This is a genomic window from Bacteroidetes Order II. bacterium (assembly GCA_016788705.1).
Lineage (GTDB): Bacteria > Bacteroidota > Rhodothermia > Rhodothermales > UBA2364 > UBA2364.
Genome location: JAEUSQ010000039.1, coordinates 96,404 through 118,634 on the forward strand (window position 1 = coordinate 96,404; position 22,231 = coordinate 118,634).

A 22,231-nucleotide genomic window follows, 5' to 3' on the forward strand; every position below is an offset into this window, starting at 1 on the left:
CCAAGAGTAGAACGGTCTTTACCATAACTTTCTACCTACAAATTATTATGAAAAAGCTATTTTTATTGGCACTCTGGATCTTTTTAGCGGGTTGTACCGAAAAAAACTGGCAACCTGTTGTCCAAAGTACGGAACCAATTCTCGGGGCTTTACACACCCTGAACGAAGTAATTTTACACGACGTTTTTTCGCCACCAGTGGCAAGCCGAATTTTGGCCTACTCCTCAATTGCCGCTTATGAAGCCTCTATTGCAGGGAAAAACGACTTTTTGTCTTTGGCAGGTCAACTAAACAGCTTGAAAGAGATTCCCAAACCCAATCCAAACCAACCCATCAGTCCCGAAATTGCGGGGTTTACGGCTTACGTCGAGACCGCAAAAAAATTGGTCTTCTCCCCTGCGATGATGGATGCTTATGCCAATAAGGTTTATGAACGCTATCAACAGGCAGGCATCCCCAAAGACCTGTTGAGCCAGTCTCGAAAGTATGGAGAAAACGTGGCTTTACATATTTTTGAATGGTCAAAGTCGGATCAATATAAACAAACCAGAAGTGCGCCTAAATACACCTTGGTCACGGGCGATCCAAGTCGGTGGATTCCTACGCCCCCGATGTATAAAGAAGCTTTGGAACCCCATTGGGAAAAAATCCGAACTTTTGTCATAGATTCTGCTGCACAATTCACCATGAACCCCTTTCCCCCATACAGTAAAGACAAAAACAGTGCTTTCTACCAAGACCTTATGGAAATGTATGAAATAGGTAAACAACTCACGGATGAACAAAAGGCTATTGCACTCTTCTGGGACGACAATGCCTTTGCCCTTCAGGTTCATGGACATGCCATGTTTGGGGTAAAAAAAGTGACTCCGGGTGGCCATTTTATGAACATCGCGGCCATTACAGCCCGGCACAAAAAACTCAGCGTTGTTCAAACCACCGAGACCTTTGCACGAGTAGCCATTGCCATTGCCGATGGATTCATTGCATGTTGGCAAGGAAAATACGCCACCAACCGCGTAAGGCCAGAAACCGTGATCAACCGCGAATATGATGAAAAGTGGGCGCCTTTCCTACAAACACCACCTTTTCCAGAGTATCCATCTGGTCATAGCACAATTTCTCGTGCTGCTGCTGAGGTACTTACCTTCCTACATGGAGATAATATGGCTTTCCAAGACACTTCTAACGTCCGATATGGAAACAAAGCCCGATCCTTTACCTCGTTCCGAGCGGCAGCCAACGAAGCTTCCATCAGCCGTGTGTATGGCGGAATTCACTACCGTACCGGAACCACTGGAGGCGAAGACTTGGGACGCCAAGTAGGTGATTGGCATAATCGGAATCTCAAGACGCGGAAATAATGGAGGCCTTCTTGGATGTACCGTTTGGTTTTTGACAGAATCCGTAGGTGTCTATTGTGGTTCTGAACATTACCAATCCACAACCAACCGGCTTTATCGCGCATATCTGATCTAAGCGTTTTCTTCTGAAATACGTTATCGAGGGGTAGCATTGCTGTTATAGAAGCAAAAAAGGGACTTTCCAAATGAAGGAAGTCCCTTTTCACTTATTGTCCCACCGTTTAGGCCCGCTTATTCAACCTTCCGGCGGTCTCGGTTAATTCCCGCAAAGACCTCGCCAGATCATCAGAAAACGCATCCGACTTGGCGCGCCATTGCCAGTTTCCAGAGGGGTGACCAGGGAAATTCATGCGTGCGCCTTCATCCAAGGCCAATAAATCCTGCATCGGCACGATGGCCGTATCTGAAGGACAGAAAAAACAAGTCTGGATCAGGTTCCACACCACCGACGATCCATCCGTATTCAGGTATTCACAAAACTTACGCTTTTCGGCCTCTGTTGCATCTTTTTCCCACCATCCTTTTGTGGTGTTGTTGTCGTGGGTGCCAGTATAAGTGACCGAATTGGGTTTGTATCGGTGGGGAAGGTGCGGGTACAAATCAGCCTCCGACGTGGCCCCAATATCCAAAGCAAAGGCAAATTGCAAAATATGCATCCCCGGAAAGGAGAAATGATCCCGTAGGTTATGCACACTTGGGGTCATTAAGCCTAAGTCTTCAGCCATAATAGGTAGTTTTCCAAGAGCATCCAACACGGCCTGAAACAAATCGGTTCCCGGCCCTTTTTCCCATTTCCCATTTACAGCAGTTTCATCCCCTCCAGGAACCGCCCAATACTCGGCAAATCCCCGGAAGTGGTCAATCCGGATAATATCCACCAAATTTAACAACGCACGGAACCGCTCAATCCACCATTGGTAGCCATCTTCAGCCATTTTATCCCAACGATACAACGGATTCCCCCAAAGCTGACCCGTTTCACTGAAGTAATCAGGCGGAACCCCAGCGACAATGGTTGGATTCGCTTGCGCATCAAAATAAAATAATGAAGGCTTTGCCCACGCTTCGGCACTGTCTCGGGCCACAAAAATGGGCAAATCACCAATTATCTCGATGCCCTGGGCATTTGCACGTTGCTTAACCCGCGTCCATTGGGTAAAAAACACCCATTGTTGGTATTGGTACAATTGGATGCTTTCGGAAAGCCTTTCCTTAGCCCCCGTCAAAGCAGCCGGATCGCGTAACTTGAGCGGAAGTGGCCACTCCCACCACGCCTTTCCGCCGAGGTCGTTTTTGATGGCCATAAATAAGGAAAAGTCGTCTAACCAACTTGATTGCTGGGCACAAAATGCTTCGAAATCTGTTTTTTGAGCAACAGTCCCTTCTGCCAAGAAATAGTCAAAAGATTCTCGGAGAATCAATTTTTTGGCCAACACCACTTTTCCAAAATCTACGCGGTCCTCTTCGTCTCCTTTAAACCCTTCTAAAGGCTGCGCTTTAAGCAAGCCATCAGCAATGAGTCGTTCCGGACTCACCAGTAAAGGATTTCCAGCAAACGCTGAAAAGCATTGATACGGAGAGTCGCCATATCCGGTAGGGCCTAGTGGAAGGATTTGCCAGTACCGTTGTCCGGCTTTGTGTAAAAAGTCCAGAAAGCGATCGCACGATTTGCCGAGATCACCAATTCCGGGTGAATCGGGCAAACTGGAAACATGAAGGAGAACGCCAGAGGCACGAGGAAACGCCATTATGTTTTTAGTTCGGGTGAGTAGGTAACAAAGAGGTGCCTGACTTTTTGGATAAATCAGGCACAAATAATTACAAAATATTTAATCTTGTGGAGCCTTACAAATTACAAAAAGCAATACCCACATTAGACGTATCTAAGATGAAAAAACAAGGGTTTGGTTCAATACGAGGCAGCCAATAACTCTGCTTGTTCCAGCATTTCCTCAATGGCCTGTAGTCCCTCTTGCCAGAAAGCAGGATTGGTCAGATCAACACCCAGTTTCCCAACCAAAACATGTGGCCAATCACTCCCACCAGCCCTAAGCAAACTTAGATAATCTTCGGAAAAACCTTGCCCCTGCTGCTGATAGGCTTTGTATAGAGAAAGAACCAATAACTCCCCAAAAGCATAGGCGTACACATAACCGGGTGTATGCAGAAAGTGTGGGATATAACTCCACCAAATTTTGTAATGATCGCCCAAGGTAACACTATCTCCAAACATGGCCTGTTGTGTCTCGCGCCACATACTAGAGAAAGCCTCGGTGGTCTGTTCCCCTTTCTCGCGCCGAGCGGTATGAATTTGCGCCTCAAACCGATTCATGGCAATTTGTCGAAAGACTGTTGCAAATGAGTCATCTAATTTGGACATCAACAATGCAAGGCGGTTTTTAGGATTTTCTTCATTTTGAATCAATTCCTGAAAGACCAACATTTCGCCAAAAACCGAGGCCGTTTCTGCTGTTGTGAGCGGGGTGTCTGCATGAAATACCCCTTGCTCCCGTGATAGATACTGATGCACCCCATGCCCCAGTTCATGGGCCAAAGTCTGAACATCACGCACTCTTCCGGTAAAATTCATAAAAATATAAGGATGCACGCTTGGAACCGCTCCATGGGAATATGCACCGCCACGCTTTCCTGGCGCAACGGGCGCATCAATCCATTGTTGATCAAAAAACAAACCTACGATACGCCCCAATTCCGGATGAAAACGAGAATAAGCCTCCCGCACAATGCGTTCTGCTTCTTGCCAAGTATATTGGGTCTCAGCTTCCCCAATCGGTGCATATCGGTCATAGTCCATCATTTCGTCTAATCCCAATAAATGCTTCTTCAGTTTGTAAAAACGGGAAACCAAGTCATATCGTCCAGTAACGGCTTGTACCAAGGCTTCTACGGTATCATCCTCAATCTCATTGGCCGCATTCCGGCTACTGATCCACGATGCATATCCCCGCAGGCGATCGGAGGAAGCTTTATCTGCCAAAATGGTATTAAAAATGAAGGTTAAAATACGCGCATGCTTTTCCAACCCTTCGGTAAGCGACAAAGCAGCCTCCCTCCGCAGGTCCCGATCTGAATCGCTTAATTTCGTAAGCACCTCTTGTTCTGTTACGTCCTGTCCACGCAACGAAAAAACGGCTGCCCCCAAGGTTTCGTCGAAGAAACGGTTCCACGCCCCTACGCCCGTATTGGACTTTTCGGAAAGAATTTTCTCTTCCGGCTCCGAAAGCAAATGCCTCTTTTGGATTTGTTGTAGTTCCAAATAATGCCGATAACGCATCAAATATGGCGACGCTAAGAGCTTATGGGCTGTTTGGGTGTCTATTGCAGACCACTCTACCTCTACAAAGATTAGGTATTGAGAAACCTTTGTGTATTCCTCCCGAACGGTTTGCAGCAATGCCCCCCGATTAGGGTCGGTGGTTTGGGTGGACCAATCGAGGTAAGCATATGTATAGGCTTTTCCGACCTCGTCGTGCAATTCGGCCAACGCTGCCATCATGTCCGCAAGCCCGCGATCGTCCAATCCGGCGATACGGCCACGATAGGTTTCTGCAAATACTTTTGCTTTTTCAGTAACCACGGTTAACGCCAGAAGTAAGGCTTGCGTATCCGTATAAAGATCTTTTAGGTTCCAACGAACCACCTCGGCTCCGGTTATTTGTGACATAGATTAAGTCCTGAAATGATTGGGTAAACAAGAATAATTTTGAGATTCAAACAAGAGACAACCTTGTGTCTCGAAGTGAATTTAGTGACAAGGCTTGAACCCCTGTTCTTTTTTTCGGTAAGATTCTTCAAAATAATGTTCCAAAACAATCAGCATCTGTCTATGCCACACGCCCAATTTGCTTCCTTATCCAAAACAGAAGAGCTTGATGCCGCCATTAAGGCATCGTTCTCAGAACCAATTGTACTGTTTAAGCACAGCGCAACGTGCTCTATTAGCCTGCGAGCAGAGCGAGAAATGCAATCTCTAAACCAAGCGTCGGACCCCAAGGTATATCAGTTAATTGTTCAACGCTCCCGGAATTTGTCTTTTCACATCGCACAATTTTTTGGTATTGTACACGAATCCCCCCAAATTATTATTTTACAAGACGGAAAAGCCGTTTTTAATACCTCTCACGGCCAGGTGCGTGCACAAGTGGTGCGTGAGTTACTCCAGACAATGACCGCCTAAACCCCACATGAAACAGGTTTACATCCTCACGGGCGTCCTAATGGCCCTTTTGCTGGTATTTGTTCTTACCAAGCCAACCGAAGGGTCTTTTTTGGATCCGAACACCCAAAATGCTACCACCAAAATAAAAGCGTCTGACTTTAGCCTGACCGATATGAACGGCAAAACTGTTCGTTTATCAGACCATAAAGGCAAAGTGGTAATTCTGAATTTTTGGGCAACTTGGTGCGGGCCTTGTGTAAAAGAAATCCCAGACCTCATTGGTCTTCAACACCGATACCAGAACAAAATTCAGGTCATCGGGGTTTCGGTGGATATGAACGGCTTTGAGGATGTTGCCCCTTTTATACAGCAAAAACAGTTTTCGTTAAACTATCCGGTCATTGTGGCCAATCATCCCATGCTGGAAGCCTATAAAAATCCTTCTTTCCTTCCTACTACTTTTGTAATAGACCCAAAAGGATTCCTTCGTAAAGAAAGCGTTGGCGTGATAAATGTCCCGAAGATCAGTCAGGAAATTGATGATTTGATAGACGAAGAGGGCTGATTTTTTTGCTTTAATACCCCATCGCCCGCATACGCTTTTGAATGATACGGCTGTATCGGTTCATCGCCTGTGGCTTTCGTGTAAGGGGCGCAGGCAGGCAGGCGGCCAACCGCGATGCCTGATTTCGGTTGAGTTTTGATGAAGAAATCTTGTAATGGTATCGGGCAGCCGCTTCGGCGCCATAAACGCCTTTACCCCACTCTACGACATTGATATACAATTCCAATATCCGGTCTTTCGGCAAGATCAGCTCCGCTAAGGGTGCAATCGTGAACTCCATACCCTTGCGTAAATAAGAACGATGTGTCGTAAAAAAGAGATTCTTCACAAGTTGCTGGGTAATGGTAGAACCTCCACGAAGGGAATTCCGCTTTTCCGACATAGCTTGTTCGAGTGCATCGAAGTCTATTCCATCATGTTCAAAGAAACGGGTATCCTCGGCTGCCACCACTGCATGGTGTAAATGCGGGGAAATGGCTTCCATCGGACGATATAACATCCGAACTTCCAGCCATTCGCCCCCAAAGGCGGCCTCTACCCGATGTTGAAGTTGTACCGTGGAAAAAGCTGGTGGCAAAAACCGTAAATACACCAACACCAGCACGCAGTAAACATGAAAGCCCCCAAAAACAAACAAGCCCCAACGCAGCAAACGTAACCAAAAAGGACGTTTGCTGCGTTGAGGTGCTTTACTATTTGAGGGGGTGGGCGTGGCTGAATGCGCCATGCAAATAAAATTTGTGAAGAAAAGCTCCCGGTAGTCTATCGGCTGATTTCCAATATCTCAAACTTTATGATACCAGCCGGTACTTTCACGTCCACAATATCCCCAACCGACCGGCCCAGAAGGGCTTTGCCAATCGGACTATTGACCGAAATCTTGTTTTGAGCGAAATTGGCTTCGCGGTCTGAAGTCAGGATATAGGTCACTTCTTGGTTCATTTTATGGTTTTTAACCCTAACCTTAGACAAGATGTAGGCCTTGCTCAGATCCATTTTGCTGTCATCCACCACCCTGGCATTTTGGATCATTTCATTTAACTGAGCAATCCGCGCCTCCAAAAGGCCTTGTGCATCTTTGGCAGCGTCATATTCCGCATTCTCCGACAAATCACCTTGCGCCCGCGCATCTGCAATGGCTTGGGCAATCCGGGCACGCTCTTTCGTTTTGAGAAACTGCAACTCTTCGTTCAATTTATTTAACCCATCTTGGGACAAATACAGCGTCTCGCTCATGGCTCAACTCTCCTTTAGCGTTGTGTACGATAAAAAAAGATCGCCCCACCCGTTTAATACCGTCGGATGCGGCGATCATAAGATATAAAATAAGAACTTTTTCCGCCTAAAAAAAGGGGGGGATATAAAAATGATAGAGACTTCGCGCATTATCAGCCTATTCCGGAACCTCATTTCACATTTTGTCGTTCTCGAAGTCATCAAACAAGCCAAAAAAGGAACCGTTAACATGTCAGAACTTAGCATAACCCCTAAAGCCATTGACAAAATAAAGACGCTGGCCACCACCGAAGGGATAGACTGGAACCAACAATTCCTCCGGGTAGCGGTGGTGAGTGGTGGTTGCTCAGGTCTCACCTATGATCTGGGATGGGACTCCGTAGAGCAGGCAGAAGACCTATTGCTCGAAACCCACGGTGTACGGGTGGCGATGGACCTAAATGCACAACTATATATTGAAGGCTCTACGTTGGATTTCACCGATGGGTTAGAAGGCAAAGGATTTCACTTTAACAACCCACAAGCCGTTCGAAATTGCGCGTGTGGCGAGTCTTTCTCGGTGTGATTTCAACTAAGCTATACAATTAACATCTTGCCATAGACCACACCTTGATGTATCTTAGGTTCTCTTAAAAAATGCGCTTATAGCTCAGCTGGATAGAGCGTTGGATTCCGGTTCCAAAGGCCGGGGGTTCAAATCCTCCTAAGCGCACGCAAAGAGCCTCTCTTATCGAGAGGCTCTTTTTTTTGTACTCCTAAAATCACCAAGCATCGGCACAAAAGCAGGCTTCGTGGATTGGGCAACCGTTTTATTTACGGAATTTGCTGAGCAGACGCAAAAGTTCGATGTATAACCAAACCAAGGTAACGGTCAAACCAAAAGCGGCATACCACTCCATGTATTTTGGCAGACCATAGGCAGGTCCCTTCTCTACAAAATCAAAGTCCAGAATCAGGTTAAAGGCTGCCAGCCCCGTTGCAAACACACTAAACCCAATCCCCAAAATGCCCTTGTCATGAATAAGCGGCATCGGGAAGTCGAAGGCGAATTGCGCCACAAGTGCAATCAAATAAAACGTAAACAATGCCAGTGTTGCGGCAATCAGCACACTCCGGAACATCTCGGTTGCACGGATCCAGCCCAACCGATAAGCGATCAACATCACAAAAAACGTAACAAACGTCAAGCCAACAGCCTGAATCACCAGTCCTGGATATCGAGATTCATAATGGGCCGATAAAACCCCAATGAGCAATCCTTCCAGAATGGCATACACCGGAGCAAGAAAAGCGGACCATGTTTTCTTAAAAACAATTACAAAAGACAAAATTAGCCCTCCCAAGAAACCCAATCCGCCCAGTGCCAAAGCTGCATTTGGATTGGTACTCATTTGGAACCACGTCCAGACCGCTCCAGCAAAAACCAACCCAAGCATAAGGAAAGATTTGTTGAGGGTCCCTTGTTGGGTCATTCGTTCCCCTTGAAGATCGGTAATTTGTTCAAGCGCACGTTCCGAGAAGACAGGATTTGAAGTATTCATCTAAGGCATTTTTTAGGGTTTATTGAATAGATGATGTGGTAAAAGCACCAGAAACAAAGGCTATACGATGATTAGGATAAAAAGTTCATACCTCTACCTCAGATTGAAATTTTTGACTTTTCCTACACTTTTTCTAAACATTTTGCAGTTCTGGTACGCAGACGATGCCAGATACGTTGTATATTTCTGTAACTACTCAGTCCTAACTAACCCGATAAGAAACGCCCTCCCTGCGTACAAACAACTTACGTATCGGTTGTTAGGACTGCACGCACCTTTCATTTTAACCCAATACTTTTTATGAAAAAACTTCTTTACTTGTTGGTCTTGCTTATGGGGACGCTTCCCGCCTTCGCACAAGTAATACGTGTTACTGGACGTGTGACCGACGACTCGGGTACAGCCCTCATTGGTGTCACCGTTCAGGAAAAAGGCACCATGCGGGGGACAGTGACCGATGTTACCGGACAGTTCGGACTTTCTGTCCGTGAAAATGCCACCTTAGTGGTGAGCTATGTGGGATACATAACCAAAGAAGTCATTCTTCAAGGGGATCGCACCCTCACCATTACACTCAGTCAGAATGCCGACTTAATTGGCGGTGTCGAGGTCGTCGGTAGCCGGAGCATGAACCGATCTGCCACCGAGACTTCGGTACCGGTGGACATCATTTCGGTCTCGGAAGTAACGGGCAGTAGTGGTCAGCTGGAAATGAGCCAACTCTTACAGTATGTAGCTCCTTCCTTTAATGCAAACCGCCAGTCAGGCTCCGATGGTTCCGACCACGTTGATCCAGCTTCTTTACGTGGCCTTGGCCCTGATCAAACCTTGGTGCTCATTAATGGAAAGCGCCGCCACCAGTCCAGCCTGATTAATTTTTATGGCTCACGTGGACGTGGGAATACCGGAACCGACCTCAATGCCATCCCTGCCTCGGCCATTGAGCGCATTGAAATCCTCCGGGACGGCGCCGCTGCGCAATACGGATCGGACGCCATTGCGGGTGTAATCAACATTGTGCTTAAAGAAAATACCGACGCTTTTGAGGTGAACGTAAATACGGGAATGTATAGCGCCGGAGATGGCCAGCAGGCTCAAGTAGCCTTAAATTGGGGTAAAAGCTTGCTTAAAGGTGGTTTTGTTCATATTACCGCCGAGGGGATGACCCGCGATTACACCAACCGACCGAATGATGAGGCTCTGTTCCCAGGCAGCAGCGCCCGTGACTTTGTGGGCGATGCCAAGGCTTTGAGTGGGGCCTTCTTGGTGAATATGGCAGTTCCGGTAAACAACATGAAGTTCTATCTGAATGGCGGTTATAGCCACCGGTTTTCCAACAACCACCAATGGACCCGTGGTGCAGACAATCTTCAGCGGAACATCAAAGAAATCTATCAGAATGGCTTTACCCCGCAATTAGAGGGAACAGTAAGTGACCCCTCGGTCTCTTTTGGACTTAAAGGCAAACTAAGTAATTGGAACTGGGATTTAAGCAATTCTTATGGCGAAAACAAATTCGATTATCATTCTACAAACACCCTTAATGCCTCGTTCCAACCCCGTCCTTCTTCCCCAACCGAATTCTATGATGGCGGGTTTAAGTTGACACAAAACACCACCAATCTTGACATCACCCGATACTTCCAGAAGGGCGAAGGCAAGGGCTTTAATGTGGCCTTTGGGGCAGAATTCCGAAATGAGCGCTATCAGATTTTTGCCGGAGAGGAAGCATCTTACAAAAATTATGGGGCTATGGTTATGACCGCCGAGGGGCTTGCGTTGGCGGCAAGTGGCGCACAAGGCTTCCCTGGGTTCCAGCCATCGGACGAAATTGACGAGCGCCGCAGTAACTTTGGGGCCTATGCGGATGTGGAAGTGGACTTGAACAAACAATTATCACTTACGGCAGCGGGTCGCTTTGAAAACTATTCCGATTTTGGGAATACGATTAATGGCAAAGCCTCCTTCCGTTTTGCTTTCAGTCCTGCGATTGCCCTTCGGGGGTCGTTAAGTACGGGCTTCCGCGCCCCCTCTTTGGCACAGATATACTTTAACTCTACGATTACCAACTTTATTGCCGGAAAACCAGTGGACAACCTCATCGCACGAAACAGCGGAAATGTGGCAAAAGCACTGGGAATTCCGGCATTGAAGCAAGAAACCTCTCAGAACATCTCTTTGGGCGTTACACTTACACCCGCAAATGGTTTCTCTCTTACCGTAGATGCCTATCAGGTGAACCTCAAAGATCGCATCATTCTTACGGGCGTATTTAGTGACGAGGACGATGCCATTGGTAGCATTCTAAAGGGCCTTAATGTGGGAGGAGCACAATTTTTCACCAATGCCTTAGACGCGAATACGAAAGGCCTAGACGTGGTTCTGAATCATAGCACCTTTTTGGGCCAAGGCCGATTACGGACAAGTCTGGCTGCCAATTTCAATCAATTAGAAATTGGTGACGTTAAAACCACTACCCAGTTGAAAGGAAAAGAAGACACGTATTTTGATTTGCGTGAACGCTATTTCTTATTGGCTTCTGCACCTCCAAGCAAATTCAACGTGGGCTTTGATTACAAACAGAATAAATTATCTGCAAACCTACGGTTTACCCGTTTTGACAAAGTGACCTTGGCTAACTGGGAGTATGACGAAAACAAGTTGCACGTATATGATGCCCGCATTACAACCGATTTTTCATTCGGGTATGACTTGGCCAAGAATATTCAATTAAACCTTGGAGGTGCCAATATCTTTAATGTGCAACCCACCAAACAAGACCCCGGTCTCACGGAAAGTGGGGGTATGTGGGATGCTGTACAAATGGGCATCAATGGTGCTTTCTTCTTTGCAAAATTGGGATTTCGATTCTAATTGACATGGTTGATCCACGGCCCTGTTGTTTTTACATCAGGGCTTTTTTTGTGCTCTTCAGTAGGTACAAACGCATAAACCACGAAAAATTCGGCGGCAAGAGGTTTTATTCTGATACCTCAAGCACTATTTTAAAGAATTGTATTCAACCATTCCGTTCCACCCTTATAGTTACATGACACGTTTCGGCGCTTTTGAAGCAGTAATCGGCTTAGAGGTTCATGCACAGCTTAAAACGCAGTCTAAAGCCTTCTCGCCAGACTCCGCTGCGTTTGGCGGAGCCCCCAACTCCCATGTGGACCCTATCAGTCTGGCACACCCGGGAACATTGCCCATCCTCAACAAATGCCATATTGAACATGCCATTTTGATGGGAATGGCCACCAACTGCGAAATTGAACGCCGTTCTGTCATTGCTCGGAAGCACTATTTCTATCCCGATTTGCCCAAAGGATACCAGATTTCGCAATACGAAGCCCCTATTTGCGTTAATGGCTGGTTAGACGTTTCATTCGACGGCGAAACTGGCCCACAAACAACCCGAGTGGGCATTACCCGGATACATATTGAAGAAGATGCAGGCAAATCCATCCACGACCACGACCCATATGCTACCCTCATTGATGTGAACCGCTGTGGTGTACCTCTTCTAGAAATTGTTTCGGAGCCGGATATTCGTTCTGCGAAAGAAGCAGCAGCATATCTCCAAAATATTTGGCAAATGGTTCGCTGGCTGGGCATCTGTGATGGGAATATGGAGGAAGGTTCTTTGCGTTGCGACGCCAACGTCTCTATTCGGCCTGTGGGGGATCCACACTTGGGGACCAAGGCCGAAATCAAAAACATGAATTCGTTCCGGAATGTGGAACGGGCCATTGAAGCAGAAATTGCCCGCCAAATAGACGTTGTTTCATCTGGAGGGCATGTTATTCAGGAAACCCGTTTGTGGGATACAGTCAAATTAGAAACCCGCTCCATGCGTTCTAAAGAGCGTGCACATGACTACCGTTATTTTCCGGATCCCGACTTGCCTCCGGTGGTTGTCTCAGACGAGATGCTACGACAGATTTCCCAATCCCTGCCTGAACTCCCACACATGCGTAGGTCGCGCTTGATCACCGATTGGGGCCTACCCGCTTACGACGCCCACCTGCTAACGGGTGATCGGGCCATTGCCGACTATTTGGAACAAACCGTTTCTGCGGTGGATGAGCCAGATGGCGTTACCCTGCAAGACCGGGCCAAAGCCGTATCGAATATCATGATGTCGTATGTTTTGCGCCTCCTCAACGAGGAGAATACCAGTATTTCCAGCTTTAGGATTACTCCAGAACGCTTGGCTGGACTGGTTTCATTGCGCATGGCCAATAAAATAAGTTCCACAGGAGCACAAGAACTTTTCCATCTGCTGCTAACCTCAACAGGAACTGCCATGGAACTCGCAATGAGGCATAACCTGTTACAGGTATCCGATTCGGGAGCATTGCTGCCAGTAGTTCAGGCGGTTTTGTCCGACTTTCCAAAAGAAGTTGCCAAGTTCAAGAATGGAAATCCACAATTAATTGGTTTTTTTATCGGACAAGTTATGAAGCGATTCAAAGGGTCTCCCGACCCCAAGCGATTACGTCAAATGATTGCCGAACAGATAAGCACTTCTTCACCTAATTAAACCACACGCGAAAATGGTTTTCGCCGATACCACTAAACGCAGACTATTATGGGTGCTCTTGGCCACGTTGGTGATGGCAGGTGTGGCCATTGGTGGTACTTGGTGGTGGAGAACCAAACAAGCCCAAGAACGCAAAGCCCGACTCGCCCAAGAAGCCAAAAAGAAACAAAAAAAAACCGAGAAAATCATTCCGATTCGCCCCATCAAAGGCGACTCTATCGAAGCCATGATTCGCTCCAACCGAAAGATTTCCGATTTTTTCCGTGAGGACTTCCGGTTACAGAATTTCCGCATAGACACAACCGTAACATATGCTTATAACTTTGTTGATCTTAATGGGGATGAAAAGGATGAAGCCATTGTTTTTCTCGAAGGGAATGGTATGTGCTACACACAAGGATGTGTGGTTGTCATTTTGGTCCGTAAAGAAGGTAAATACGAACTCAAATCTGCCATTATTCCCGCCGAGCCACCCATCTTTGTTAGTAACCGAAAAACCAACGGATGGCGAGACTTGGTCGTAAACCTGCTTTCTAAAGACTATAGCCCCGCCAGCCAGCGGGTCATCCGATATCTTTCGGATGAAGACGGGTATGGCTATCCGGTGGATCCCAACCGACTACCAAAGCCCTGGCCAGAAGTTATGGATGAAGGCCTTACCATTTTGGCAGAGCAAGGTGAAGAGCTTTATAAATTTCGATTTGTACCTGATACCAAGCAAAAGAAAAAAACCAAACGTTCCAGCTAACCCAACCATCCACAACCGACACGCAAGTGTCCGCTTATTTTATGATACGTGCATTCAACTTCTTACTACTGGTGTTTTTTTTCTGCCTGCCAGTAACACAAGCCCAATCCGTCAACGGAAAACTAACCGGAAAAATCGCAGTTACCAAAGAGTTAGACCCGGCACAAGATTTTTCTGGCTTCCAGATTTTGGTTGGATTTAAAGAATCGGAAGCTGCTGCGGTGGATACAATCGGGTTTGCCATTACAAAAAAAGACGGTTCTTTTTCCATGAACCTAAAAGCCCGTGAGCGGGGTATCTACCCCCTTATGGTCTCACGCCGAGGTGCTATGGCGGCTTCTGGTGAAATCATTGTTGCTGAAGGCGATGAGGCCACGCTCCAAGCCACTTTACCTGCACGCACTTTACGGGTGATTTCTCCGGAAAATGCCGCTTGGATGGCCCTAAAAAATGCACGGGCCCAGCATAAACAATCGTTGATTGATGCCCTGTCTAACAATGAAAACAATACCTCCACCCTCAAAAATGTGGTATTGCTCACCTCAAATCTAATGTGGGATTTAGACAAATCTTTTGGCGCACAATCGGTGGGTGCACAATTAGGAAAAATGGAAGCCATTACCATGCTAGTAGGATGGGACGATTCACTGGCCGTGGCACGCGCCCAGACCATCCCCCCTGATTTTCCGGGTTATGTCGAGATGGTACGCACCCTACGACGCGCCCTTGTACGTGAATTGGGGCAGGAAAAAGGGCTTGCCGCCTTCCGAACATACGTAGATAAACTCCCAGACCTTCAGAAAAAGGCGCCACTTTTTGCCGAACTCATAGTGGCACGAATAGACAGCCTACAAACCAAAGAAGCACTTGCCGCCATCGCCGAAATGGAGCGCACCTATCCAGATGGAAGGTGGAATACGTTTCTACAAAACGCAACCTACGAGGTAAAAAATTTATTACCCGGTCTTCGCGCCCCTGCTTTTTCCCTAAAAGCAAACAATGGCCAAACCTATACCTTAGACGGACTAAAGGGGAAATATGTGGTTTTGGAGTTCTGGAGTCCACGCGATTCGGTTTATCCCAAACAACTACCAGAGGTCATGGCATTGCATCAATCTTTTTCAACAAAAAATTTAGTCTGGCTTTCGGTGGCTTTAGACCCTGAAAAAAGCGTTGTGGACACGTTTGCACAAAACCGTGCCTTACCAGACCTGCAAGTATTGGAATTAGAAGGTACCAAAGCACCTATTGCCAAAGCGTATAATGTCAATTACGTCCCCCTCCGTTTTCTAATTGGCCCCGATGGCAACCTCATTGGTAAGTATGTATCCAATGCCCTTGGTTTATTGACCGATGCCTTGCAAAAACAGGTGAAGTAATTTTTATAATCCTTTATCAATCATGAAAAGCAGAACCTTTCTAATAGCCGGAAACTGGAAGATGAATACCCTCCAGTCCGAAGCCATTGCATTGGCAACACAAATTGCTGCTACCAGCGCGAAAATACTTTCCTCTGTAGAAGTCCTGATCTGCCCACCGGCCCTTCACCTTGCGCCTGTACAGGCCACTGTGGGGGCAACCGGGATTAAAGTAGGTGCTCAAAACATGCACCAAGCCCTTAGTGGTGCCTATACCGGAGAAATTTCCGCACCTATGATCGCTTCTTCAGGTTGTTCCCATGTGATACTGGGACACTCCGAACGGCGGCAATATTTTGGAGAAACGGATGCATTGGTCAATCTGAAAATCAAACAAGCATTGGCCCATCACCTCACCCCCATTGTGTGTATTGGAGAGACCCTCACAGAACGTGAAGCCGGCGTGGAGTTGGCTGTTGTGACCGCACAAGTAAAAGGGGCATTGGCCAGCCTCACCGCAGAGGAAGCACAACAATTGGTTTGGGCCTACGAACCCGTATGGGCCATCGGGACAGGCAAAACCGCCTCTCCAGAACAGGCACAATCTATGCACGCCGCGCTCCGAACTTTGCTCGGAGAATTGGTCAGCGACGAAGTAGCAACTAAGACGCGACTGCTCTATGGGGGTAGTTTAAATGCGGCAAACGCCGCTGAATTACTTGCCCAGCCAGACATTGATGGCGGCTTGATTGGGGGTGCAAGTTTGAAGGCCACAGATTTTGGCACCATCATCCAAACAGCTTTTAGGCTTGCTGCCTAATAACGTGTTCCGGGAGGTGAATGGAACCAAAACAGTTTTGAAACAATTACAAACACTACTCCATTCACCTTTGGATTTCCGGAAAATGATGAAAAAATTCTTTGCAATTACCTTCTTCCTGATCGTTCTGGTAGCTACAGGGTGCTCGGGTACCAAAAAGCCAGTAGATTCCCCCAATGCCGGACGTACCTTGGCGTATGAAGAAGGGGTACCCAATTTCGACATGGAGGCGATCCCTACGTGGCGCGAAGACTCCGCCGGGATAGATCTTTATATAGGATTGCCCTATCGTTCCCTCATTTTCCTTCGAACCGACAATACGTTTCATGGCAAATATGAAGCCGTGGTCCGAGTTCTGGACGACAAAGGAAAGGCGACCATAAAAGAAGAATCGTTCAGTGATACCATTTCCATCACCGATTACGAAAAAACCCAGTCTATTGAGGCGATCTCCCTTCAAAAACGATTTAAAGTTGCTCCAGGAACGTACATCATTGAAGTATCAATAACGGATATTAATTCCAAAAAAGAAGCCCTTCGCCGTCAACGACTTACCTTGAACGATCTTGCCTCCGGAAGTATTAGCCTGAGCCGCATCTTGGTAGAAGGCCGAAACGATGCAACAGGCTTCCGCCCCATCGTGGCCTATCATACCGGATCGGATGTTGACTCGTTGCGGGCCGTTGTGGAACTTTACAATGCCGACGCTGCACCCGAAGTCCAAGCTATGATGATGCTCAGGGCACTCCCTACCGACCGTAACCCAGCCCAACCGCCCTACTGGTTTACGCCCTCGCTTGGCTCGCTTTCCCAACAAGGTGTTTTTTATAACCGAGGAGATACCCTTCAAGTTACTCGTCGTATCATCCGCAATGTATCTCCCGAAGCGGTTATTGAGTTTAATCTTCCAAAATTAAAACCAGGAACATACCGGATTAATATTGCCGTCACTGCACCCCAAAAAGGCAATAGTACCCAGCCCACCCTCTTGTTAAAGGAACAAAGGGATCTTTCCATAAAATCGCCCGGCTTCCCCCGTATCGAAACCCTTCAACACATGGTGGAACCACTGGCTTATATCGCCTACAAACGGGAAATGCAGGAAATCTTAAAAGCCACTTCCGTAGAAGAACTTAAAACACGGTTCGATGCATTCTGGGGAGAAAAGATGCCCAGTCGCCAATCTGGACTTAACACCATCAAGGAGTTTTACAGCCGGGTAGAACAGGCAAATTTATATTTTTCTACCTATAAAGAAGGATGGAAAACAGATCCGGGGATGGTGTACATTGTCATGGGGGCGCCACAATCCGTAGATGAGCAGTTCGATGCTGAAATTTGGCGCTACTCCTATTCTAACCGTGACCCGCTTTCTACTTTTGTCTTTCAAAAAGTACGGCCTTCGGAAGGTGATTTTATCAACTATATCCTTATTCGAAACCCTTATTTCGAGCAGGAGTGGCTCCGACAGATAGAGCGTTGGCGAACGGGTCAGGTATTCTGAGTTAATGCGCCAACTACTATTTTTAAGAAAAAGGAATTGGGATGAAGTATAAGGCAAACAACTAACGGAAGACGTTTCTATGAATGTCTTCCGTTAATCAAGAAAGCTATTTTCGGGACGGTATTGTTGCCTGAAATGCCAGATGGGCAGCACCGAGCAAGCCTGCTTCATTGCCTAATGTTTCTAAGATAATTTCAACCCCATCACGCAAGCCAGGCATTACAAAGCGTAACATTGTCTCCCGTGCAGGCCCCAAAATATAATCGCCCGCAGCAGATACGCCACCTCCTACAATAACCTTGCGGATATCGAGTAGGTTAATCGCTGAACCCAGCATGACTCCTAATTTATGGCCCGCCCAAGCCAAAACTTCTTGTGCGCCAGCATCTCCTGCAAGGGCAGCCTCGTGTAGCATTTTAGGCGTTATGTTCATCAGATCTTCGTCTGCCATCTCGTGAATTACCGAATCTTTCCGATTAAGGAGTTGGTAACGGGCATGTCGGGAAAGAAAGCGCTGCCCCAGATATGCCTCCGCAGCCCCCGCCACACCTGCACGGTCCAAAGGGCCTTCATAGTCCACCGAAATATGGCCAAGTTCACCCGCACCGCCAGTGGCACCACGAAATATCTCGTTTTGATAAATAATGGCTCCGCCCACACCTGTACCCAATGTCACCATGATGAAGGAATCAAATGGACGGCCTGCGCCATAAAATGCAGAACCCAATCCGGCCGCATTGGCGTCATTTTCCACCACTACGGGCAAGTCCATCTCCACTCCCCCACGAATGGCCTCGGCAAGGTTCAGGTTATCCCAACCAGGAAAATTTGGCGGGGCACTTACGGTGGTTCGGTCCCAACTGACGGCGCCAGGTGCACCAATACCAACGGCTTCGATTTGTGACTCTTCCGGAACGGCGTCTAACAGCAACTGAATGCCTTTGCATATCTGTGCCACCACATATTGTGGACCTTCTTCGGCCCCTGTAGGAAGCGACGTTTGATAGATGATGCCTTCTCCAGCGGCCACCAAGCCAAATTTGATGTTGGTTCCTCCCAGATCAACACCGACAACATAATGTTTCATGAAGGTAGCAATTTAGAATTGACTTAGGGCTTATGTGTGGTATCACGGCGTATTTGGTAAACAATCTCGCCCGGACGCCGCATCCCGAACCGTTTTCGGGCAGATTGTTCGATCACTTCGGATGAATCCACATGCAGAATCTGGCTCTCAAGGGCCTGAAGTTCCTGCTTTAGGGCTTTATTTTCCAAAAGTAAGGTTTCTTTTTCTGCTTCCCAATTCATCCGATTCGTAAAACTGTAGCTATCAAAAAACACCACCCAGATCAAACCAAAAAGAAGGATCATACCGGCCAAAAGATACCGAGGTCTGAGCAGATTGGAGAAAAAGTGGTTCATTTGACGGAAGCAAAAGATTGATGATGGTTAGGCATAAGATAACATCACAACGCCACACATCGCAACCCTGTCAAAAGATGGCGGGACGGAGTAAAAGGTTTAGGCGATTACTCCGCCCCAACCAATGGTTTTAGGCAAATCGGAAAGCCTTCATACCCGGATAGAGCGCGGCATTACCGAGCTTCTCTTCAATCCGAAGTAATTGATTGTATTTAGCAAGCCGATCGCTTCGACAACCCGAACCCGTCTTGATTTGTCCGGCATTTGTGGCAACCGCTAGATCGGCAATGAAGTTGTCTTCTGTTTCGCCGGAACGGTGGCTGATGATGCTGGTATATTTATTTTTGTGTGCCAACTCGATGGCTTCAAGCGTTTCGGTCAATGTTCCAATTTGGTTCAGTTTCACCAGAATTGCATTCCCACTACCATTTTCAATGCCCATTTGCAGACGGGCAGAATTGGTTACAAAGAGATCGTCCCCTACCAACTGGCACTTATGTCCTACTGCTTTGGTCAACTTTTGCCAGCCTTCCCAATCGTTTTGGTCTAAACCATCTTCGATAGAGATAATTGGATATTTCTCGACCCAGTCGGTCCAGTAAGCTACCATTTCATCCGACGAAAGTTTCCGATCCGGATTACTTTTGTAGAACACATAACTCCCATCCTGATAGGCTTCGCTCCATGCTGGATCAAGGGCAATGAAAATATCTTTTCCGGCAGTAAAGCCTGCTTTTTCGATGGCTTCCAAAATTACTTCTACAGCTTCTTCGTTAGAGCGTAGGTTTGGGGCAAAGCCTCCTTCATCACCGACAGCCGTATTATAGCCTTTTTTCTTCAACACTTTTTTCAGGGTATGAAAGGTCTCAATGCCCATACGCAGCCCTTCCGAAAAAGAAGCGGCTCCTACGGGCATCACCATAAATTCCTGCATATCCACATTATTGTCGGCATGAACCCCACCATTCAGAATGTTCATCATCGGTACGGGCAACATCCGGGCATTGGCTCCACCCAAATAGCGATACAGAGGAAGCCCAAGCGTACTGGCTGCTGCACGGGCCACCGCCATCGAAACACCCAGCATGGCATTGGCCCCTAATTTGGCCTTATTTGGGGTTCCGTCTAACTGGATCAGCAATTGGTCTATCGCCACTTGGTCATCCACATCCATCCCGATCAGTTCGTCGGCGATGATTTCATTTACGTTTTGAACGGCCTTTAAGACCCCTTTGCCGAGATACTGGCTGGCGTCCTCATCTCGAAGTTCCACCGCTTCGTATTCTCCGGTAGAAGCCCCACTTGGTACGGCAGCACGTCCTAAAACGCCGGATTCCGTTACCACATCCACCTCTACGGTAGGATTCCCCCGGCTGTCTAAAATCTGTCGGGCGATAATGTCGGAAATGTAAGACATAAGATTCTGATTAAGGTGTTGCGGCATATCCGTTCTGCTTACAACCAACCAGTCGGAAATTCTGCCAGATTGAGTTTGCTCCAAAATAAAAAAGGCCGGGAACGCTTTTGGTGATCCTCGGCCTATGTTTCGTTGAACTTTCAGAAAAGACGAAAACCGGAAGCGATTCCAAAAGACAGTTATTGAATTTTAAAACGTTGGAACCACTTTTCACCAAAGTTCAGATAGAGACCCATCTTAAAGTAGAGGTCGCGTACCAACCCGAAATCGGTCGTTCCACGTGCGCCCAACTCCATGTTCACATCCAAGGTTGTACCAATTTTTCGGGTTGGTAAACTGATGCCAGCAGTCAAGGCATTCGTTCGTAAGAAATAATCCTGATTGGCAGCAGGTTTAAAGTAACCACTCTCGGTGTAAAAACCGAGACGATAGGCAGCACGCATTAAATAGTTATCCCTGAAATTTCGCCCAGCAGGGATGTATTCGGCGCCAATTGCAATACGGGTACGGTCTTGAAGTTGTTTATCTGTCGCCATTGCAGGATTATATCCTCCAAATGGAAGACCACTCGAAAATTTTGACCACTGTTCGGATAGCAAGTCCGCAACCAACAAAATATTTTCACTGGGGCGATAGGCCAGCCCAACCGTGGTGGTGAGTGGCAGTTTGGTATCAAATTGCTGTGAAACACTTAAGGTATCCACAATTTCGTTTTCGCCCAGAATCCGGGTCCTACGGGTATTGAGTGTGGCGGGTAAGCCGATGGTAGCGCCAAAGCCAATTTCTTGGTTTTTCTTTTTCCCTAACTTGGTCTTTTCCAAATGCACGCCCAAATTGCCGCCAATGCCATAAAGACGGGTATTGGAGGTGGATAAGCGCTCTGTGAAGTTTTCTATATCACTAAAAGAAGTCCGTTGAATGTGATCTATCTGTCCCGTGTAGAAGCGGACACCACCGCCCACAGAAATCAACTTACCCAACTTCCCCCCTAAACCCACTTCAAACTGTTGTAGGTTTCCACGGCCTTCATAACTGGTTATATATTGGGTTATATCGGCATAACCATCCCCTTTGGGCAATTCACCAGTGGATTGCACGCGGTAACCAGTTCTGGAATACGGCATAAATGAAATCCCAAGACCCAACTTCCGGTCAATGATGGGAAACGAAAACTGAAAATGGTCTATTCCGCCTACACCAAGTTTCGAGTTATTTCCCGCTTTGTCGGAAATCCGATTCGCCTGATAACGATAGCCACCGGCAAAACGGGTAAGCACCTGATAGCCAAGCGTTGCCGGATTCGTAGCCGAGACATAAATGGCATCGCTGTATCCCATCCCCGCACCTCCCATTGCTGCCGATCGGGAATTACTAAAATGGTGGCGCTCTCCCAATCCATAACGGCTATATATGGAACCGTCACTCACAATTTGGGCATACAAAGAGGAACTCATACACAAAAGTCCCATCACAAAAAGCATTTTATACATCTGATTTTTCATTTAGACACTTCCTCTAACGCAATCGTTAATA

General features: G+C 47.2%; 19 protein-coding genes and 1 tRNA gene. 11 read left to right on the forward strand and 9 right to left on the reverse strand.

Annotated features, from left to right (window positions below; all coding sequences use genetic code 11):
* Positions 1–47: 47 nt before the first annotated feature.
* On the forward strand, positions 48–1,364 hold the full coding sequence (locus JNN12_10150) for a vanadium-dependent haloperoxidase (protein MBL7978691.1): 1,317 nt from the start codon (positions 48–50) through the stop codon (positions 1,362–1,364).
* A gap of 221 nt (positions 1,365–1,585) precedes the next feature.
* On the opposite strand, the gene malQ is transcribed toward JNN12_10150, so the two are convergent.
* A complete protein-coding gene (gene malQ / locus JNN12_10155; GenBank protein MBL7978692.1) occupies positions 1,586–3,115 on the reverse strand; it encodes a 4-alpha-glucanotransferase in 1,530 nt (509 codons plus the stop codon).
* Positions 3,116–3,273: 158 nt separating this feature from the next.
* Positions 3,274–5,049, reverse strand: coding sequence for a M3 family oligoendopeptidase (locus tag JNN12_10160; GenBank protein ID MBL7978693.1), 1,776 nt, complete (start codon positions 5,047–5,049; stop codon positions 3,274–3,276).
* Positions 5,050–5,184: 135 nt separating this feature from the next.
* On the opposite strand from JNN12_10160, the gene ytxJ reads away from it, so the two are divergent.
* On the forward strand, positions 5,185–5,562 hold the full coding sequence (gene ytxJ, locus JNN12_10165; protein ID MBL7978694.1) for a bacillithiol system redox-active protein YtxJ: 378 nt from the start codon (positions 5,185–5,187) through the stop codon (positions 5,560–5,562).
* A gap of 7 nt (positions 5,563–5,569) precedes the next feature.
* Positions 5,570–6,109: a TlpA family protein disulfide reductase gene (locus JNN12_10170; GenBank protein ID MBL7978695.1), complete on the forward strand. Its 540-nt coding sequence runs from the start codon at positions 5,570–5,572 to the stop codon at positions 6,107–6,109.
* A gap of 10 nt (positions 6,110–6,119) precedes the next feature.
* On the opposite strand, the gene mtgA is transcribed toward JNN12_10170, so the two are convergent.
* A complete protein-coding gene (mtgA, locus tag JNN12_10175; GenBank protein MBL7978696.1) occupies positions 6,120–6,836 on the reverse strand; it encodes a monofunctional biosynthetic peptidoglycan transglycosylase in 717 nt (238 codons plus the stop codon).
* 35 nt (positions 6,837–6,871) lie between these two features.
* On the reverse strand, positions 6,872–7,345 hold the full coding sequence (greA, locus tag JNN12_10180) for a transcription elongation factor GreA (protein MBL7978697.1): 474 nt from the start codon (positions 7,343–7,345) through the stop codon (positions 6,872–6,874).
* 229 nt (positions 7,346–7,574) lie between these two features.
* On the opposite strand from greA, the gene JNN12_10185 reads away from it, so the two are divergent.
* Together JNN12_10185 and JNN12_10190 are read left to right on the forward strand one after the other, a co-directional pair.
* On the forward strand, positions 7,575–7,910 hold the full coding sequence (locus JNN12_10185; GenBank protein MBL7978698.1) for an iron-sulfur cluster assembly accessory protein: 336 nt from the start codon (positions 7,575–7,577) through the stop codon (positions 7,908–7,910).
* Positions 7,911–7,983: 73 nt separating this feature from the next.
* A tRNA-Arg gene (locus JNN12_10190) sits at positions 7,984–8,057 on the forward strand.
* A gap of 97 nt (positions 8,058–8,154) precedes the next feature.
* Here the strand turns inward: JNN12_10190 and JNN12_10195 are convergent.
* The gene (locus JNN12_10195; protein ID MBL7978699.1) at positions 8,155–8,886 is read right to left on the reverse strand and encodes a Bax inhibitor-1/YccA family protein; all 732 of its coding nucleotides are present in this window, start codon (positions 8,884–8,886) and stop codon (positions 8,155–8,157) included.
* A gap of 300 nt (positions 8,887–9,186) precedes the next feature.
* On the opposite strand from JNN12_10195, the gene JNN12_10200 reads away from it, so the two are divergent.
* From JNN12_10200 to JNN12_10225, 6 genes are all read left to right on the forward strand, one after another.
* On the forward strand, positions 9,187–11,760 hold the full coding sequence (locus JNN12_10200) for a TonB-dependent receptor (protein MBL7978700.1): 2,574 nt from the start codon (positions 9,187–9,189) through the stop codon (positions 11,758–11,760).
* A gap of 175 nt (positions 11,761–11,935) precedes the next feature.
* Positions 11,936–13,429, forward strand: coding sequence for an Asp-tRNA(Asn)/Glu-tRNA(Gln) amidotransferase subunit GatB (gene gatB, locus JNN12_10205; protein ID MBL7978701.1), 1,494 nt, complete (start codon positions 11,936–11,938; stop codon positions 13,427–13,429).
* A gap of 13 nt (positions 13,430–13,442) precedes the next feature.
* Positions 13,443–14,177, forward strand: a complete 735-nt coding sequence (locus tag JNN12_10210) for a hypothetical protein (protein MBL7978702.1) — start codon at positions 13,443–13,445, stop codon at positions 14,175–14,177.
* Positions 14,178–14,203: 26 nt separating this feature from the next.
* Positions 14,204–15,556: a TlpA family protein disulfide reductase gene (locus JNN12_10215; GenBank protein ID MBL7978703.1), complete on the forward strand. Its 1,353-nt coding sequence runs from the start codon at positions 14,204–14,206 to the stop codon at positions 15,554–15,556.
* 22 nt (positions 15,557–15,578) lie between these two features.
* Positions 15,579–16,355, forward strand: coding sequence for a triose-phosphate isomerase (locus JNN12_10220; GenBank protein MBL7978704.1), 777 nt, complete (start codon positions 15,579–15,581; stop codon positions 16,353–16,355).
* Complete coding sequence (locus JNN12_10225; protein MBL7978705.1) at positions 16,345–17,859, forward strand: GWxTD domain-containing protein; 1,515 nt, start codon at positions 16,345–16,347, stop codon at positions 17,857–17,859. Before JNN12_10220 ends, JNN12_10225 begins: the two co-directional genes overlap by 11 nt.
* 106 nt (positions 17,860–17,965) lie before the next feature.
* Here JNN12_10225 and JNN12_10230 read toward each other — a convergent pair whose 3' ends face one another.
* The 4 genes from JNN12_10230 to JNN12_10245 all read right to left on the reverse strand — a co-directional run bounded on the left by JNN12_10230 (position 17,966) and on the right by JNN12_10245 (position 22,188).
* Positions 17,966–18,946 (reverse strand): ROK family protein, encoded by a 981-nt coding sequence (locus JNN12_10230; GenBank protein MBL7978706.1) that lies wholly within the window; start codon positions 18,944–18,946, stop codon positions 17,966–17,968.
* 23 nt (positions 18,947–18,969) lie between these two features.
* Positions 18,970–19,230, reverse strand: a complete 261-nt coding sequence (locus JNN12_10235; protein MBL7978707.1) for a septum formation initiator family protein — start codon at positions 19,228–19,230, stop codon at positions 18,970–18,972.
* 181 nt (positions 19,231–19,411) lie between these two features.
* Positions 19,412–20,698 carry a phosphopyruvate hydratase gene (eno, locus tag JNN12_10240; protein ID MBL7978708.1) on the reverse strand — a complete coding sequence of 429 codons (1,287 nt, stop codon included), beginning with the start codon at positions 20,696–20,698 and terminating at the stop codon, positions 19,412–19,414.
* 179 nt (positions 20,699–20,877) lie between these two features.
* On the reverse strand, positions 20,878–22,188 hold the full coding sequence (locus JNN12_10245) for a hypothetical protein (protein ID MBL7978709.1): 1,311 nt from the start codon (positions 22,186–22,188) through the stop codon (positions 20,878–20,880).
* Between the last annotated feature and the right edge of the window lie 43 nt (positions 22,189–22,231).

Excerpts from the sequence above, each read along its gene's own strand:
- JNN12_10150 (MBL7978691.1), top strand. The coding sequence starts at position 48 with ATGAAAAAGCTATTTTTATTGGCACTCTGGATCTTTTTAGCGGGTTGT.
- JNN12_10160 (MBL7978693.1), bottom strand. The coding sequence starts at position 5,049 with ATGTCACAAATAACCGGAGCCGAGGTGGTTCGTTGGAACCTAAAAGAT.
- ytxJ (MBL7978694.1), top strand. The coding sequence starts at position 5,185 with ATGTTCCAAAACAATCAGCATCTGTCTATGCCACACGCCCAATTTGCT.
- JNN12_10170 (MBL7978695.1), top strand. The coding sequence starts at position 5,570 with ATGAAACAGGTTTACATCCTCACGGGCGTCCTAATGGCCCTTTTGCTG.
- mtgA (MBL7978696.1), bottom strand. The coding sequence starts at position 6,836 with ATGGCGCATTCAGCCACGCCCACCCCCTCAAATAGTAAAGCACCTCAA.
- greA (MBL7978697.1), bottom strand. The coding sequence starts at position 7,345 with ATGAGCGAGACGCTGTATTTGTCCCAAGATGGGTTAAATAAATTGAAC.
- JNN12_10185 (MBL7978698.1), top strand. The coding sequence starts at position 7,575 with ATGTCAGAACTTAGCATAACCCCTAAAGCCATTGACAAAATAAAGACG.
- JNN12_10195 (MBL7978699.1), bottom strand. The coding sequence starts at position 8,886 with ATGAATACTTCAAATCCTGTCTTCTCGGAACGTGCGCTTGAACAAATT.
- JNN12_10200 (MBL7978700.1), top strand. The coding sequence starts at position 9,187 with ATGAAAAAACTTCTTTACTTGTTGGTCTTGCTTATGGGGACGCTTCCC.
- gatB (MBL7978701.1), top strand. The coding sequence starts at position 11,936 with ATGACACGTTTCGGCGCTTTTGAAGCAGTAATCGGCTTAGAGGTTCAT.
- JNN12_10210 (MBL7978702.1), top strand. The coding sequence starts at position 13,443 with ATGGTTTTCGCCGATACCACTAAACGCAGACTATTATGGGTGCTCTTG.
- JNN12_10220 (MBL7978704.1), top strand. The coding sequence starts at position 15,579 with ATGAAAAGCAGAACCTTTCTAATAGCCGGAAACTGGAAGATGAATACC.
- JNN12_10230 (MBL7978706.1), bottom strand. The coding sequence starts at position 18,946 with ATGAAACATTATGTTGTCGGTGTTGATCTGGGAGGAACCAACATCAAA.
- JNN12_10235 (MBL7978707.1), bottom strand. The coding sequence starts at position 19,230 with ATGATCCTTCTTTTTGGTTTGATCTGGGTGGTGTTTTTTGATAGCTAC.
- eno (MBL7978708.1), bottom strand. The coding sequence starts at position 20,698 with ATGTCTTACATTTCCGACATTATCGCCCGACAGATTTTAGACAGCCGG.
- JNN12_10245 (MBL7978709.1), bottom strand. The coding sequence starts at position 22,188 with ATGTATAAAATGCTTTTTGTGATGGGACTTTTGTGTATGAGTTCCTCT.